The sequence below is a fragment of the uncultured Intestinimonas sp. genome (assembly GCF_944387725.1).
GTDB lineage: Bacteria > Bacillota > Clostridia > Oscillospirales > Oscillospiraceae > Intestinimonas.
The window spans coordinates 1-14,725 of record NZ_CALXGA010000011.1; the positions used below are offsets into that span (position 1 = coordinate 1).

General features: G+C 62.6%; 18 protein-coding genes. All 18 read right to left on the reverse strand.

Annotated elements, in window-relative coordinates:
• Positions 1 to 1,358, reverse strand: a 1,358-nt coding sequence (locus Q0K09_RS02960) for a flagellar biosynthesis protein FlhA (RefSeq protein WP_294472657.1), incomplete at its 3' end; no start/stop codon positions are given.
• Between the two features lie 27 nt (positions 1,359 to 1,385).
• The gene (gene flhB, locus Q0K09_RS02965; protein ID WP_294472660.1) at positions 1,386 to 2,450 is read right to left on the reverse strand and encodes a flagellar biosynthesis protein FlhB; all 1,065 of its coding nucleotides are present in this window, start codon (positions 2,448 to 2,450) and stop codon (positions 1,386 to 1,388) included.
• A gap of 37 nt (positions 2,451 to 2,487) precedes the next feature.
• The gene (locus tag Q0K09_RS02970; RefSeq protein WP_294472661.1) at positions 2,488 to 3,264 is read right to left on the reverse strand and encodes a flagellar biosynthetic protein FliR; all 777 of its coding nucleotides are present in this window, start codon (positions 3,262 to 3,264) and stop codon (positions 2,488 to 2,490) included.
• 12 nt (positions 3,265 to 3,276) lie between these two features.
• Positions 3,277 to 3,522, reverse strand: a complete 246-nt coding sequence (gene fliQ / locus Q0K09_RS02975) for a flagellar biosynthesis protein FliQ (RefSeq protein WP_294472662.1) — start codon at positions 3,520 to 3,522, stop codon at positions 3,277 to 3,279.
• Between the two features lie 14 nt (positions 3,523 to 3,536).
• Positions 3,537 to 4,199 (reverse strand): flagellar type III secretion system pore protein FliP, encoded by a 663-nt coding sequence (gene fliP, locus Q0K09_RS02980; RefSeq protein ID WP_294472665.1) that lies wholly within the window; start codon positions 4,197 to 4,199, stop codon positions 3,537 to 3,539.
• Positions 4,200 to 4,213: 14 nt separating this feature from the next.
• Positions 4,214 to 4,573 (reverse strand): flagellar biosynthetic protein FliO, encoded by a 360-nt coding sequence (gene fliO, locus Q0K09_RS02985; RefSeq protein ID WP_294472667.1) that lies wholly within the window; start codon positions 4,571 to 4,573, stop codon positions 4,214 to 4,216.
• 12 nt (positions 4,574 to 4,585) lie between these two features.
• Positions 4,586 to 4,951, reverse strand: coding sequence for a response regulator (locus tag Q0K09_RS02990; RefSeq protein ID WP_294472671.1), 366 nt, complete (start codon positions 4,949 to 4,951; stop codon positions 4,586 to 4,588).
• 65 nt (positions 4,952 to 5,016) lie between these two features.
• The gene (gene fliN, locus Q0K09_RS02995; protein ID WP_294472673.1) at positions 5,017 to 6,372 is read right to left on the reverse strand and encodes a flagellar motor switch protein FliN; all 1,356 of its coding nucleotides are present in this window, start codon (positions 6,370 to 6,372) and stop codon (positions 5,017 to 5,019) included.
• Between the two features lie 24 nt (positions 6,373 to 6,396).
• Entirely contained in the window at positions 6,397 to 7,389 is a 993-nt protein-coding gene (fliM, locus tag Q0K09_RS03000) for a flagellar motor switch protein FliM (protein ID WP_294472677.1), read from the reverse strand.
• 44 nt (positions 7,390 to 7,433) lie between these two features.
• Positions 7,434 to 8,258: a flagellar motor protein MotB gene (locus Q0K09_RS03005; RefSeq protein WP_294472680.1), complete on the reverse strand. Its 825-nt coding sequence runs from the start codon at positions 8,256 to 8,258 to the stop codon at positions 7,434 to 7,436.
• A 27-nt stretch (positions 8,259 to 8,285) separates the two neighbouring features.
• Entirely contained in the window at positions 8,286 to 9,134 is an 849-nt protein-coding gene (locus Q0K09_RS03010) for a MotA/TolQ/ExbB proton channel family protein (RefSeq protein WP_294472684.1), read from the reverse strand.
• 56 nt (positions 9,135 to 9,190) lie between these two features.
• Complete coding sequence (locus tag Q0K09_RS03015) at positions 9,191 to 9,409, reverse strand: flagellar FlbD family protein (RefSeq protein ID WP_294472686.1); 219 nt, start codon at positions 9,407 to 9,409, stop codon at positions 9,191 to 9,193.
• A 77-nt stretch (positions 9,410 to 9,486) separates the two neighbouring features.
• Complete coding sequence (locus Q0K09_RS03020; RefSeq protein WP_294472689.1) at positions 9,487 to 10,566, reverse strand: flagellar hook-basal body complex protein; 1,080 nt, start codon at positions 10,564 to 10,566, stop codon at positions 9,487 to 9,489.
• Between the two features lie 100 nt (positions 10,567 to 10,666).
• Positions 10,667 to 11,056 (reverse strand): TIGR02530 family flagellar biosynthesis protein, encoded by a 390-nt coding sequence (locus Q0K09_RS03025; protein ID WP_294472692.1) that lies wholly within the window; start codon positions 11,054 to 11,056, stop codon positions 10,667 to 10,669.
• Between the two features lie 25 nt (positions 11,057 to 11,081).
• Complete coding sequence (locus Q0K09_RS03030; protein WP_294472695.1) at positions 11,082 to 11,666, reverse strand: flagellar hook capping FlgD N-terminal domain-containing protein; 585 nt, start codon at positions 11,664 to 11,666, stop codon at positions 11,082 to 11,084.
• Between the two features lie 21 nt (positions 11,667 to 11,687).
• On the reverse strand, positions 11,688 to 12,911 hold the full coding sequence (locus Q0K09_RS03035) for a flagellar hook-length control protein FliK (protein WP_294472698.1): 1,224 nt from the start codon (positions 12,909 to 12,911) through the stop codon (positions 11,688 to 11,690).
• A 36-nt stretch (positions 12,912 to 12,947) separates the two neighbouring features.
• Positions 12,948 to 13,400 (reverse strand): flagellar export protein FliJ, encoded by a 453-nt coding sequence (gene fliJ / locus Q0K09_RS03040; protein ID WP_294472701.1) that lies wholly within the window; start codon positions 13,398 to 13,400, stop codon positions 12,948 to 12,950.
• Between the two features lie 19 nt (positions 13,401 to 13,419).
• Positions 13,420 to 14,721 (reverse strand): FliI/YscN family ATPase, encoded by a 1,302-nt coding sequence (locus tag Q0K09_RS03045; RefSeq protein ID WP_294472704.1) that lies wholly within the window; start codon positions 14,719 to 14,721, stop codon positions 13,420 to 13,422.
• Positions 14,722 to 14,725: the final 4 nt, after the last annotated feature.

A 14,725-nucleotide genomic window follows, 5' to 3' on the forward strand; every position in this document is an offset into this window, starting at 1 on the left:
GGCTCCACCGTCTCGATGCCGTCGATCTCCCCGGCGGGGTTGGCGGGCTCCAGGGCCAGGTAGTAGTCCACCAGAATTTCTCCCTGGGCCACCTCTTCCCCACGGATTTTGATGATGTACTGGTTGGTGCCCAGAGCCGCCCCGTCGTGGAGGCGGATGGACGGAATGACAAAGCCCATATCCTGGGCGTACTGCCGCCGGAAGATGACGATGCGGCTGATGAGCTTGCCGCCGCTGGCCTCGTCCACCAGGGGGATGAGGCTATAGCCAAACTCCATCTCCACCGGCTCCACCGTCAGCAGGGAGTAGACGTTGTTGATGTCCTTGTAGTAGTCGGCCTCGCTGGCCGCCTGGAGCTCCGGCGCCTCCTGGAGGGCCTCCGCCGCTTCAGCCTCGGCCAGCTGCCGGGAGGCCGTCATCTGCCGGTTGATCCAGAAGCCGCCCGCCGTCAGGCCGGCGCCCACCAGCAGCAGGGGGAGGGTGGGCGTTCCGGGGATGACCCCCAGGATCAACAGAATGGCGCCGGTGGCCATGATGGCCCGGGGCTGGGCCTTGAACTGGGTTAGCACATCGGTGTTCAGACTGCCGTCGGACACCGACCGGGTGACGATCATGCCGGTGGCGGTGGAGATCATCAGGGCGGGGAGCTGGGATACCAGGCCATCGCCGATGGTGGCGATGGAGTAGGTGGTGAGCACCGTCCCCAGGTCGCCGCCCCCCTGGACCATGCCGATGATGAGGCCGGCCACGAAGTTGATGACCGTGATGATGAGGGCCATCACCGCGTCGCCCTTGACGATCTTGGTGGCGCCGTCCATAGCGCCGTAGAAGTCGGCCTCCTTCTGAATCTTCTGCCGGCGAATCCGGGCCTCCTGCTCGTTGATGAGGCCGGAGCTCAGGTCGGCGTCAATGGCCATCTGCTTGCCGGGCATGGCGTCCAGGGTGAACCGGGCCGCCACCTCGCTGACGCGCTCGGCGCCCTTGGTGATGACGATGAACTGCACCAGCACGATGATGAGAAAGATCAGCACGCCGATGACGATATTGCCCTGGGTGATGAGGTTGCCGAAGGCCGCGATCACCACGCCCGCATGGCCGCCTTCGGAGAGAATCAGCCGGGTGGAGGCGACGTTCAGGCCCAGCCGGAACAGGGTGGTGATAAGCAGCAGGGATGGGAAAATGGAGAACTCCAGGGCCTCGGTGATGTTCATGGTGATCATCAGGATCATCACAGACAGGGCGATGTTCAGGATGATCAGCACGTCCAGCATCCACGGGCGCAGGGGGATCACCAGGAACAGGACCATGACCACCACGATCAGCGATATTGCGTTGTTGAGCAGCTGTCTAACTCTCATAGGCGCTCCCTGGTTCCATGTTTTCACTTATTTCAAGCTTTTGTCCATCTTGTAGAGGTACACCAGCACCTCGGCCACTGCGTTATAGAGCTCCTGGGGAATCTCCTGATTGAGCTCAGTGGAGGCGTAGAGGGCCCGGGCCAGAGGCACGTTCTCCACAATGGCAATCTTGCACTCCTCCGCCTTACGCACAATACGGGCGGCCACCTCGTCCACACCCTTGGCCAGGACCACCGGGGCCGGGTCCTTATCGGGCCGGTATCGGAGGGCCACCGCGAAGTGGGTGGGGTTTCGGATGACCACGTCGGCCTGGGGCACCTGCTGCATCATCCGGGACTGGGCCATCCGGCGCTGGGCCTGCTTGATCTTGCTCTTCACCTGGGGATCGCCCTCGGTCTGCTTGTACTCCTCCTTGATCTCCTGCTTGGACATGCGGATTTGCCGCTCATAATCCCACCACTGGTAGAAGGTGTCGGCCCCCGCCAGGACGATGTAGGCGATCCCGATTTGAATCAGGAGGGAAAAGCTCTCATCGAAGAGATGTCCGCAGGCAGTAAGGAGGTCGGTATAGAGATACCGGGGGAAGAGTCCCAGCGCCCCCACCAGAAATTGATAGATCAGGTAGAGGAGGATGCCGATCTTCAGCAGGCCCTTCAGGGCCTCAATCACGCTCCGAAAGGAGAAGAGGCGCTGGATGCCCTGAAGAGGATTGATCCGGCTGAACTTGGGCCGGAGGGACTCCCCGGTGACCAGCATCTTCGTCTGGAAGAGGGTGGCGGCGATGCCGATGAGGACAGCCACCGCCATTAGGGGGCCTGCCGCCAGCAGAAAGGACATGAGGAAATCCAGAAAGAGCCCGTTCAGCTCCCCGGTGACGGCCCCTCCGGGCAAAGCCGTCGCCCGGGCCAGACAGGAGCGCAGAAACTGGTATATCTGCTCCGCCATGAAGGGGGCAGCCAGCCGCAGGGTGAAGAAGCTGCCCAGCAGCACCGCCACCGAAACCGCGTCGTTGCTGAAAAAGATGTTGCCCTTTTTCCGCTCGTCCCGCCTTCGCTTTGGGGTTGCTTTTTCTGTCTTCTGACTGTCGGCCAAGTCTCCTCACCTCCCGGCCGCAGGTTCTTCGGCCGGGCTATCCCGAGACGCTCAGGACGGTCAGGGCCTGGCGGAGCTGGAGGAGCATCTCCTGTTCCACCTCCAGCAGAAACTCGTTGATGGGGACGAGGAACAGAAAAAGCAGGACCAGTCCGATAATGACCTTCAATTCAATGTTGATGACAAAGGCGTTAATCTGCGGGATGGCCTTCATCAGAATACCCATGCCAATCTCTCCCAGCAGCTCGGCCGCCAGGATGGGCATGGCCAGCTTCACCGCCAGGACCATGCAGCTGCAGAAGATCTCCACCACATAGACGGCTGTGTCCTCTCCCAGAGCCGCCGTCCCGTAGGGCAGCACCTCGGCGGAGGTCAGCAGAATCCGCATCAGGGTGTAGTGGCCGTTCTCCAGGAAGAAGTTCAGCACAAAGAGGACGTTCAGCAGGGACCCGGTTATCGTCATGTTGATCTGGCTTCCGGCGTCATAGGTCTGGGCCATGCTCAGCCCCATCTGGGCGTCGATCACCTCGCCCCCCACATGGACGACGGCATTGCTCAGATGCATCAAAAAGCCCAGCACAAAGCCCACCGCCAGCTCCAGCAGCATGATCACCGCCAGCTCCGCCAGGGTCCCCGGCGGCTGCACTGCGGCGCCCTCCCCCAGGCTGTAGACAAAGACCGACAGCACCAGGATGACCCCCGCCTTCACATAGCCGGGAATATTGCTGCGGCCCAGAATGGGATTGAACAGGACGAAGCCGCTCATCCGCATCAGTACCAACTCGAAGAAATAGAGTTCTGTCCAACCAACCATGACTGCCTGCCTCTACATCAGGGTAAACAGGTACCGGCTGAAATCCATCAAAGTTTCCATCATCCAGCCGCCACCCACCAGGAGGACCAGGACCACCACAATCAGCTTCAAAATGAACGAAAGGGACTGCTCATGAATCTGTGTCACGGCCTGGAAGATGGCCACCACGATTCCCACCGCCATACTCAGCAGGAGCACCGGCGCGCTCAGCATCAGCGCCACGCCGACCCCCTGCCGCATAATATCCGCCGCATCCATTTCTCATCCTCCTCTCACTGAAAGCTCCGCACCAGAGTGGAAAAGAGAAGCTGCCAGCCATCCAGGGCGATGAAAAGAAGGATCTTGAAGGGCATGGAGATCATAGAGGGCGGGAGCATAATCATACCCATGGACATGAGGGTGGAGGCCACCACCACGTCAATCAGCAGGAACGGAATGAATAGGTAAAAGCCAATGAGGAAAGCCCGCTGGAGCTCGCTGGTCATGAAGGCCGGCACCACTATGCGCAGAGGCAGGGCCTCAGCCTCGGCTGTGGTCGTCGGGGCGTCCACCCCCGCCAGGTCGCAGAAGAGCTCCAGGGCGCTGGGCTCCATGTTCCCAATCATGAAGTCCTTCAGGGGCACCTCAGCCCGGGCCAGGAACTCCTCCTGGGTGATTTCCTCCGCCACATAGGGCTCATAGGCCTCTGTCTGGATCTGGCTGATCACCGGCGACATGGTGAAGAGAGTCAAAAACAGGGCCATTCCAACCAGGACCATGTTGGGCGGGTTCTGCTGCAGGCCCAGAGCGGTGCGCAGAAAGGAAAAGGAGATGATGTACCGGGTGAAGGAGGTCATCATCACCACCATGGAGGGCATGAGGGTGAGGATGGTGGTCAGAAACAGGATTTGCAGGGTCTGTACATTCTCCCCATTGACATTGATCAACGCGTCCAAACGGCCGGGCCTCCTTATCTCTTTCTCTGCCGGATGACGTTGCGAAGCGCCTCCTGGAAGCTCAGCTCCGGGGCCGGATGCGCCGCCGCATCCTCCGCGCGCCATTTGGCGGCCTCCTCCTCCGGCACCGTCCGCAGATAGGTCACGCTGCCCTGGGACGCCCCCAGCAGATAGACCCGCTCCCCCACCTGGACCAGGAGCAGCTTCTGCTCCCGGCCCACCGGGACCTGCTCCAAAATGGTGATGTGCCGCCCCCGCAGGCCCCGGGGCAGGCCCGTCCGGCCCACGACATACCGGGTGAAGAGGTAGGACAGAGCCAGCACCACGCAGATCGCCGCCAGGGCCCCCACCAGGGACAGCACAGTCTCCGGCATACCGCTTCCCGGTTAGGGCGCGCCCAGAATGGAGGTTACCGTCTTCATCAGCCGGTCCTCCTTAAAGGGCTTGACAATAAAGTCCTTGATGCCCGCCTGGACCGCCTCCACCACCATGGCCTCCTGGCCCATGGCGGAGCACATAACGATGTTGGCGTTGCTGTCCTTGGCCCGAATGGCCTTCAGGGCCTCCAGACCGTCCATGTTGGGCATCGTAATATCCATCAGAACCAGGTCCGGGTGAATCTCGAAGTACTGCTCCACCGCGTCCTTGCCGTCCACTGCCTCGGTGACGTCGCTGTAGCCGTTTTTGGTGAGGGTGTCCCGGATCACCTTTCTCATAAACGCTGCGTCATCGACGACCAGAATCTTTGCCATGTCACTCATCCTTTTCTATCATCAGATTGATTGATTTCGGCCTCTGGGAGACCGTTGGAGGACTGTCATTTTGCCGGTGCAAGATCGGTTAGCTCGGGCCGCTTGAGCACTTCGGTAATCCGCACACCAAAGTTGTCGTCGATGACGACCACATCTCCCCGGGCCACACAGAGGCCGTTGACAAAGAGGTCCACCTGGTCTCCGGCCAGCTTATCCAGCACCACCAGGGATCCCTTGGAGAAGGTGAGGATATCCTCCACCTTGCGCCGGGTCCGCCCGATTTCCACCGAGACCTCCAGGGGCACCGACATGATGAGCTCCAGGTTCTGGGCCTGCTCCTCGCCGATCTTTTCGGCCACATCCAGGTGAGGGAGCTGCAGGGGCTTGGAGTTGACAACCCGGAGGTCCGGCGGCGCATAGCCCTGGGGCGGTACATAGCCCTGGGGCGGTGCATAGCCCTGGGGCGGCGCATAGCCCTGGGGCGGCGCATAGCCCTGGGGCGGCGCATAGCCCGGAGGCGTTCCATAGGCCGCCGGCTGCTGCTGGGGCGCTGGCTGGGCGGGGGCCGGCTGAGACGCCGCCTGGGCCGCCGTCCCGCCGCCCATGAGGCGTTCGATCTCCTCCTGGTCCAGCTTCCCGCCGCCGGAATCCGCCGCGGGGGCGGGAGCCGCCTGGGGAGCGGTTCCACCGCCGCCCATGAGGCGTTCGATCTCCCCCTGGCTCAGCTTCCCGCCGCCGGAGCCGTCCGCCGCCGCAGGGGCCGGGACCTCCTCCTGGGTGGGCATCTGCACCGGGGCCTCTGGCTCCGGCTGGCCGTGGCCGCTCAGGTCCATGCCAAACCCGGCAATGAGCTCCCGGGCCAGGTCCACCGACATAACGTTGACAAATTCACTCTGGAGGACATCCTCAATCCCCAGCAGGAAGCGGACCACCACCAACATGCCATGGCTGTACTGGAAGTACTCCTTTTTGAAGGCGTCCAGGTCGTCCAGCGTAAAGGACTGGGGGGTGGAGATGTTTACAGGCCGGGCCAGGAAATCGCTCAGGGCGGTGGCGGCCGCCCCCATCATCTGGTTCATGACCTCGCAGACGGCGCTGATGGTGAGGTCGTTGAGCTCGAACTCCTCGTCTGGAATGGTAGTGCCCATGAGGATGTCCACAATGATCTTGACGTCGTTGCGCTTGAGGAGCATGATGTTGCTCCCCTCCAGGCCGGAGACGTACTTGATCTCGATGCCAATGGCGGGCTCCAGGTCCCCCAGGGTAAACTCGTCCACCGGAACCACCGACACGGTCGGTGTGGTGATGTCCACCCGGTGATCCAACATGTTTGAAACCGCAGTGGCGGAAGACCCCAGGCTGATGTTCATGATCTCGCCGATGGCGTCCAGCTCCATCGGACTAAATACGTTTTGGTTCATAGGTGTCTGATGTCCCCTCTCCCCTTATTGGTAGGTCTCGCCAATTTTCACGGCCATATTGTTATTCTGGATGCCCATCTTGCCGCTGAACCACGGCTTGCCGCCGACATACAGGTAGACCGGCTCCTCAGTGGGATGGCCCAAATCAATGACATCTCCCACGTCCAGGAAATAGATATCCCGCAGCTGGAGCTCGGTGCGCCCCAGTTCGGCGGAGATCTCCAGCTCGGAGTCCCGCAGGATATCCAGGATTTCCTCGGAGTTGTCCTCCCCGGTCCCCCGGCCGGACTGGTTGGCTGCGGCAATCCGGGTGAAGATATTGGCCAGCACCGTACCGGGCAGGCAGATGTTCATCTGCCCGGAGCTGTTGGAGAACTGGAAGTTGATGCCCACGATAACCACCGTCTCATCCAGACCGATGAGCTGCACCAGGGTGGGGTTGGTCTCAATGCGGCGGTAGAAACAGGTCAGGTCGATATAGTTCTCCCAGCTCCCGCCCAGTACAGATACCATATCCTCCACCAGGCTCTCGTAGAGCCGCAGTTCCATGTCGGTAAAGGTATAACTGTCCGGCAGCTTGGCGTCCATGTCGCCCTCACCGCCCATCAGGCGGTCCATCATGCTCAGCATCAGCGAGGTGGTATAGTGGATCAGTACCGGCGGCTCCTCCGGGTGGTCCTGCCCCTCCAGCTCCACCTCGGCAATGGTCAGCACGTCCCCTTCGGTGAGGGCGTTGGAGAACTCATAGTACCGCTGCTCCTCCACCGACTCCACCGTAACCTCGCAGGTGGTGTGCAGCATGCCGTTGATCCTGGAGTTGATGACCCGGGTATAGTTCTCAAAGACACTGCTGAGCATTTTCAGCCGGTCCTTGGTAAACTTTCTGGGGCTCTTGAAGTCATACTTTCGGTATTTCTTTTCCGCCTTCTTCACTGTGGAAGCCGATAGATCCATCTCGCCGCTGCGGGCCGCACTTAACAGGGCGTCGATTTGGCTCTGTGATAAGACTTCTGCCATTTTCTTCCCTCCCTGGCAGCGTTGGATTTCTGACGCTTCCGCGTCTACGTTTCCGGGGTCTGCGTAACAGCCGGAGGCTCTGTGGACTCCGTGGGCAGCGGGGTCTCCGCTGAGTCCACAGTGTCCCGCATGGTGTAGTACTGCTGGATGTCGTCTCCCAGCTCACTGTCCAGGTCGAGGCCGGAAATAATCAGCTCCACCCGGCGGTTGCGGGCCCGTCCCTCCGATGTGTCGTTGCTGGAGACGGGGCGCCACTGTCCATATCCCACACTGACCAGGCGCGCCGGGTCAATGATATTTTTCTCCTGTAAGTAGACCGTCACCACCGTGGCCCGGTTGGAGGCCAGGAAGCGGTCGCCGGTGGGGTTGTTGGGCCGGTTGGGATCGCCCTGGGCGGTGTGGCCCAGCACCCGGATTTCGTTGATGGAGTCCGCCGCCTCAGCGATGGAGAGGGAAATCTGGTCCAATACCTCTTGTCCGGAGTCCAAAAGCACCCAGCTGTCCGGACCGAAAAACACCGTCTCATCAAAGGAGATGAAGACATAGCCGTTGCCCCGGCCGATGCTGACCTGACCGGTCATATTGGCTGACTGGATATAGCTCTGCATGGACTCGAAGAGCTGCTCGATCTCCTGGTCGATTGACTCCTGGGAGACCACCGAGCCGTCGGGCGGTACGTCCACCTCCGGGCCACTGGCCACAACGGCGTCCGGGTTCAGGGCCTGGACCAGGGCAATCCAGCGGTTTTGGTCCACACTGGACATAGCGTAGAGCATGACGAAGAAGCACAGCAGAAGGGTCACCATGTCGCCATAGGTGTCCATCCAGTTGGCGCCGCCGCCGCCGCTCTTTTTTCTTTTGACTGCCATCGTTCCCGCCTCCTTGCCGCCGGGCCCTTACTTCTTCCGGCTGCGGCCCTTCCTGCCGCCGCCGGACCCGCCTTCCGTGCCGCCTCCCACAACGTCTCGCCGGTTCTGGTTGACGAAGGTCATCAGCCGTTCCCGGAGGAACTTTGGATTCTCGCCGGACTGAATGGCCATGATGCCCTCCACAATGATCTGCCGGCAGAGGATTTCCTCCTCGTCCCGGGCGGTGAGGTTGGCCACAATGGGGTTGAAGATGACGTGGGCCATCATACAGCCATAGAAGGTCGTCACCAGAGCCACCGACATGTTCGGGCCCAGGGAGCTCAGGTCGGCGCTGTCCAGATCCTTGAGCATGTTGATGAGTCCAATGAGGGTGCCGATCATACCGAAGGCCGGGGCTGCGTTGGAGCCCCGTTCGTACATTGACATGACCTCCTGGTGTCGGGCCGAGGTCTGCTCAATGTCGTTTTCCAGGATGCCCCGGACCCGGTCTGGGTCGTTGGCGTCCACGATGAGCATGATGGCCTGGCGGAAGAAGGGGTCTGGCTGCTGGTTGGCTCTCTCCTCCAGGGCTAACAGGCCGTTTTTCCGGGCAATCTGGGCCAGCTCCACCAGCTGATCCACATAGGTGTCCGGCTCGAAAGCCTTGGACCGCAGCAGGATGGCAAAGTGCTTGGGAAAGGACTTTGCCAGCTTCGGATACGAGGCGATCACCACCGAGAGGGTGCCGAACACCGTGATCAGCACGCTGGACAGGTCGACGAAGTTTAAGAGATTGGCCATGGTGACGGTAACGCCGCCCGCGCCGATGGTGACCACAATACCGAACATGGTAAAAAATGTAGCCAGGAGAACGCCCACTAAGTACATTACATTCATAACTGTTTTCCCCTTCTATCTCTCAATCCTCCGGCCCCATGGGGCCGCCGCAGGCCTCAGCCTCTCCGGTCGTTGACGGTGATTTCCCGGTGAATATCCTGGACCTTGGCGTTGTAGTCGGCGATCTTCTGGATGATCTGCTCCACTGTGTCCCGGACCAGGTAGTAGTCGTGATTCATCATCACGACCTTGCACTCTGGGATGAGCTCGATGCACTCGATTTGGTTGTGGTTGATGAGGAACCGCTCTCCGTTCATTTTTTGCAGAACAATCATGGTATGCTCCTCTCAGGCCGCCCCGCCGGGCCCCGGGGTTCTTCCCCGGGGCCGCGGAGCTGCGGTCACGAAAAAACTCAGCGCTTGAGGTTCACCAGCTCTTCCAGCATGGTGTCGGTCACGGTGATGATGCGGGTGTTGGCCTGGTAGCCCCGCTGGTAAATGATCATGTTGGCAAACTCGGTGGCCAGATCGGTGCCCGACTGCTCCAGGAAGCCGGTCATCAGGGAGGTCTGGCTGCCGCCCAGCAGCTGGGTGCCCTCGGGGGCGTCATCAGGCGTCTGGTTGTTCAGGTTGCCGGTGACGGCGCTGTTGGGGGCGCTGATGCTGATGTCCCCCGCCGCGTCTCCGGCGGTGTAGTAGGGGCCCTCGGTGTGGGACAGGCCGTTGGGGTTCTCCACCTTGCCCAGGGCGATGTAGCCCACCACCACCGGGTCCTTGGTATCATCGTTGACGCAGGTGATGCGGCCGTTCTCGTCGATCTGGAGACTGGTGTAGTTGATGGTGTCGGGATCGGCGCCAACATCGCCCGCCTCGGGCTCCACATTTGCGTTGACGCCCGCAGCCCCCTGTCCGGGATAGACGGTGGCGCCCACTTCCGCATTTAGGCCGTTGCCTTCCACGGCGGCAAGGGGCAGGCGGATGGGCGCCAGGACGGTGCTCGTGGACACCCCTGTCGTCCCGGGATCTTCCGTGCCGGTGGTGGTGAGGAAGCCGTAGACCACATTGCCGCCGCCGTCCACCAGATAGCCGTCGGCGTCAAACTCGAAGTCGCCCACCCGGCTCAGGGACAGGCTCTTGAAGTCCTCCTTGTTGGTAAAGTCCAGCGTCTTGGGCCCCACCAGGAAGAAGCCGTCGCCCTGGATGGCGCAGTCCAGGGGGAAGCCGGTGGACTCCAGGGCCTGGCTGGTCATGTCCAGGTCGATGGTGCCCACGCTGGTGCCGTAGCCGGTCTGCCGGGGGTTGGTGCCGCCCATGGTAACGGTGCCGGCCGAGCCGGCGGACTGAGTGGAGTAAATGCTCTCCCGGAAGGTGACGCGCCCGGCCTTGTAGCCGTAGGTGTTGACGTTGGCCACGTTGTTGCCCACCGTGTTCAGGGCCTCCATGTGGGCCTTCAGCCCGGAGATGCCCGCGCTCATTGCGCCTGTCAATGCCATTTGAATCGCTCTCCTTTTCTAAGGGTCCGCGCCGGCGCCGCCGGAGGTCCGCCAGTCGGGCGGCCTCCAGGACATCCAAACTTGGTCCTGCCCTCTGTGTTCACAGGATCACGGCGCCGTCGATGTTGGTAAAGATGTTCTCCCTCATCTCCTCCTGGGAGATGGCGGTAATCACCCGCCCGTTGGGGACGTTAATGATGAAGGCCAGGCTCCGGTCCAGGGCCAGGATGTTGGTGGCTCCCTTGGCCTGGGCCCGCTCCACCGAGTCGGTCAGCCGGTCCAGCAGTCCCGGGGTCACTTCCACCCCCCGCTCCTCCGCCCGCGCCATTGCGTGCTTGGAGAAAGCCACCTGCCGCCCCTCCGACCGCTCCAGCTCCTGCTGGAGGGCGGCGGCGAAGCCGGTGCGCCCGCCGTCCGTTCGGACCGCCTGTTCCCGTCCCCCACCGGTCCCCAGCTGGGGGCCCAGGGCAGAGGAAACATGGTCGATCATGCTCCCGCCTCCTTGTGGATAAGTATCAGCTCTGCTCTGTGGACGGCGTCTCCGTCTCGGAGCCGGAACTGCCGCCCTCGCCCTCCGACGGCGTCTCAGGCACCGCAGGGAGCGTCCCCACCGCCATAATGTCGCTGAGGGCGTACATCTCACCGCCCACGAAGATCACGGGGCTGCCCTGATAGGTGCCGGTGCCGGTGACCTCGCCCACCAGCTCCTGGAGGTTGCCCTGGTCATCGTACACGCCGATGGTCACGGTCTTGCCCACCAGGGAGGCGGCATAGGTCAGGGTGTTGGCCTCCACCAGGCTGTCGATGCTGGTCTGTACCTTGGTCATCATCTCCACCACCGACATCTGCACCAGCTGGTTGAGCATGTCAGAGGTGTCCGTGGCGTTGTCCATGGTCTGGTTCTGGAGCTGCTGCACCATGAGCTGGAGGTAGTCCTCGAAGTCCAGGCCGGTGTCCTCGCCGGGCTGGTTGATTTCAACGCCGTTGGCGTCCAGCCAGTCCAGCTGCTCCTGGGTGAGCCCTCTGGCGGCGCTCTGGCCGCTCAGGGTAGAGGAATAATAGCGGTTCTCCACCCCTTGGGGCATAAAATCACTTGCCATAGGGTATGTATCTCCTTTCCGTCAGACCAGATCGGTCTGATAGAGGCCCAGCCGGAGCTGATGGAGGAAGTCCTCCGTCTCCTCCCGCCGGGGCTGCTGCTCCTGGTGGCGGGAGTGTCCGCGCTCCTGCTGCCCGTTCTGCTGGTCGGGCTGCTGCCAGGGCCGCTCAGACTCCCGGGCCTGGGGAACTTCCACCCGGACCTCCCCCTGGCCGCTGCTCTGGAGCAGCATACCCAGCGTGGAGGCGTGCTCCCGCAGGAGATGGGCGGTCTGCTCGTTCTCCGCCCGCAGCACCACCTGAAGCACCCCGGCATCGCTCCGGGTCAGCTCCACGGCCAGATTGCCCAGGTGCTCCGGGGAGAGCCGCAGCGCTACCTTCTGCTGTCCCTGCTCCAGGGCCCCCATGAGGGTCCGGCTCAGGTTGGCGTCAAACTGGTCGGAAGTGGTGTCCAGGGTGGGGGCGTTGCCCACCTTCACCGGCGCGGTCTCCACCTCCCGGAAGAGAGGCTGCCCGGCGCTGTTGTCCTGGACAGTCACGGCGTCTGGGGTATCCTGGGACTGCTTGCCGCTGGTCTGCACGTCGGGGGCCTCGGCCCGAACCTGGGTCTGCTCCTCCACCACGGGCTGGACCTCCTGCTGGGCCTGCGCCTGGGGCTGGACGCTCTGCGGCTGCTGGACGTTCTCCTGGGACTGGGGCTGGACCTGCTGGGTCTGGGTCTGCGTCTGAACCAGCTCCGGCTGAGCCTCCCGGAGGGGGACCGCCTGCTGTGCCGGGGCCTCCTGGGCCACCGGGGCGGCAGTTTCCACCCCCTGAGGCTGCTGCTCCACCGCCGGCAGGATCTCCGCCGTCAGGGCCAGGACCTCCGCCTGGGGCTCCGCCGCCTCCGGCTCCTGGATCACCACCGGGACCTGCACCGGGACGGCCGGCGCCGTCAGGGCCGCCGCCAGCTCCGCCAACACCCGGTCATTCTGACCGTCGGTGGAGGGAGCGGCCTCGGTCTGGCCTCCGTCCTCCACGGGCTTCTGGACGGGCGCCTCCTGGCTGGCGGTGCTGTCCGCGGGCTTCTGCTCCGGCCGCGTGGACTCGGCCTGGGTCTTCTTGTCCTCCAGCATGGTCTGGAACTGGCTCTTCTCCCCTGTGCCGCTGGTAGAATTGCCCACCTGAGGCAGGGAGTTCTGGCTGAACTGGACGGCCATCTGCGCCATCCGCAGCAGCAGCTCCGCATCGTTCGCGTTCACATTCATTCGTTCTCACCTCCTTTCAATGGGATTCTCTATCGTTCACGACAAATTGGACGCCATCACCCGGGTGGTGGACACCAGCTCGTCGATGAACTGCTCCTCCTGCTTCTGGACCATCTTCTGGTAGTCCTCCAGCTTGTGGTCCCGGAGCTTCTCCAGGGAGGCCGTCTCCTGCCGGGCGGCCACCATCTTCAGGCGCTTCTCCTCGGCCTCGTCCTGGAGCTGGCGCAGCCGCTTCTCCTGGGCCTGGATCTCCTTTTCCAGCACCCGGAGACCCGACTCGTAGCCCATGGCGTCGGCGATGGTGATACCCTCCGCCGCCGCTTCCCGGAACTCCTGATTCAGGTCTCGGTAGCGCCCCTCGGTCTGCCGCAGGAGGGCCTCCTGCTCCCGGACCCGCTGGGCCGCGACGGCGTACTCGTTCTGGAGGCTCTCCAGAACCTGGAGCTTGTAGCGCAGCACCGTGTCCAGGCTGAATTGAAATTTCTTCATCGCTGACCGCCTCTTTTTCTTACAGCAGCTTTCTCATGAGCTCCAGGTCCTGGTCGTAGGAAAAGGCCTCGTTGATGCCCTGCATAAGGAATTGGTTGATGCCGTCGATTTTACTCAGGGCGTAATCCAGCCTGGGGTTGGTTCCGGCCTTATAGGCCCCGATGGAGACCAGATCGGAGTTCTTTTCATAGATGGCCAGCACGTCCCGGATGCGGGCGGCCAAATCCCGGTGCTCCTGGGAGACAATATCCACCATCAGACGGGAGATGCTGGCGCTGATGTCGATGGCGGGAAAGTGACTGCTGTTGGCCAGCCGCCGGGAGAGGACGATGTGGCCGTCCAGAATACCCCGGACGGTGTCGGCGATGGGCTCATTGGTGTCGTCGCCCTCCACCAGCACGGTGTAGACCCCGGTGATGGAGCCTTTTTGGAAATTGCCGCTGCGCTCTAAGAGCTTGGGGAGCTCGGCATAGATGGAGGGGGTGTAGCCCCGGGCCACCGGGGGCTCCCCCACCGCCAGGCCAATCTCCCGCTGGGCCATGGCGAAGCGGGTCAGGGAGTCCATCATCAGCAGCACGTCCAGCCCCTGGTCCCGGAAGTACTCGGCGATTCCCGTGGCCACCGAAGGACACTGTTTGCGCAGCATGGCCGGCTGGTCGGAGGTGGCCACCACCAGCACCGAGCGGCGCATTCCCTCGGGCCCCAGGTCTTTCTCCATAAATTCCAGCACCTCACGGCCACGCTCGCCCACCAGGGCGATGACGTTGATGTCGGCCTTGACGTTCTTGGCGATCATGCCCATGAGGGTGCTCTTGCCCACGCCGGAGCCGGCAAAGATGCCGATACGCTGGCCCTTGCCGATGGTGAGCATACTGTCAATGGCCTTGACCCCGAACTCCATCCGCTCCCGGATGGGGGGCCGGGCCATGGGGTTGATGTACTGGCTGCCCTCCACGCAGAAGGGGACGCCGCCATGGAAGGGCCCCTTTCCGTCGATAGGCTGGCCCAGGGCGTTGATGACCCGGCCCTTGAGGAAGGGCCCCATCATCAGGCTCAGCCGCCGCCCGGTGTTGCGGACGAAGTTGCCCGCAGAGATGCCGGACATGTTTGCGTAGGGCATGAGGAGGATGCGGTCGTCCTTGAAGCCCACCACCTGGGCCATGACCTGCCCGCCGGACTCGCCGCTGTAGATCTGGCAGATGTCCCCCACCGCCGCCCGGCCGCCGGAGGCCTCAATGGACATGCCCACGATATTCTCGATCTTGCCGGTGTAGCTGATGGTCTCCGCCTGCTTCACCCGCTGGATCATCTCCTGAAACACGTCC

Bases quoted from the DNA above. Each gene is read 5' to 3' on its own strand.
- Q0K09_RS02970 (WP_294472661.1), bottom strand. From the start codon at position 3,264: ATGGTTGGTTGGACAGAACTCTATTTCTTCGAGTTGGTACTGATGCGG.
- fliQ (WP_294472662.1), bottom strand. From the start codon at position 3,522: ATGGATGCGGCGGATATTATGCGGCAGGGGGTCGGCGTGGCGCTGATG.
- fliO (WP_294472667.1), bottom strand. From the start codon at position 4,573: ATGCCGGAGACTGTGCTGTCCCTGGTGGGGGCCCTGGCGGCGATCTGC.
- Q0K09_RS02990 (WP_294472671.1), bottom strand. From the start codon at position 4,951: ATGGCAAAGATTCTGGTCGTCGATGACGCAGCGTTTATGAGAAAGGTG.
- fliN (WP_294472673.1), bottom strand. From the start codon at position 6,372: ATGAACCAAAACGTATTTAGTCCGATGGAGCTGGACGCCATCGGCGAG.
- fliM (WP_294472677.1), bottom strand. From the start codon at position 7,389: ATGGCAGAAGTCTTATCACAGAGCCAAATCGACGCCCTGTTAAGTGCG.
- Q0K09_RS03005 (WP_294472680.1), bottom strand. From the start codon at position 8,258: ATGGCAGTCAAAAGAAAAAAGAGCGGCGGCGGCGGCGCCAACTGGATG.
- Q0K09_RS03010 (WP_294472684.1), bottom strand. From the start codon at position 9,134: ATGAATGTAATGTACTTAGTGGGCGTTCTCCTGGCTACATTTTTTACC.
- Q0K09_RS03015 (WP_294472686.1), bottom strand. From the start codon at position 9,409: ATGATTGTTCTGCAAAAAATGAACGGAGAGCGGTTCCTCATCAACCAC.
- Q0K09_RS03020 (WP_294472689.1), bottom strand. From the start codon at position 10,566: ATGGCATTGACAGGCGCAATGAGCGCGGGCATCTCCGGGCTGAAGGCC.
- Q0K09_RS03025 (WP_294472692.1), bottom strand. From the start codon at position 11,056: ATGATCGACCATGTTTCCTCTGCCCTGGGCCCCCAGCTGGGGACCGGT.
- Q0K09_RS03030 (WP_294472695.1), bottom strand. From the start codon at position 11,666: ATGGCAAGTGATTTTATGCCCCAAGGGGTGGAGAACCGCTATTATTCC.
- Q0K09_RS03035 (WP_294472698.1), bottom strand. From the start codon at position 12,911: ATGAATGTGAACGCGAACGATGCGGAGCTGCTGCTGCGGATGGCGCAG.
- fliJ (WP_294472701.1), bottom strand. From the start codon at position 13,400: ATGAAGAAATTTCAATTCAGCCTGGACACGGTGCTGCGCTACAAGCTC.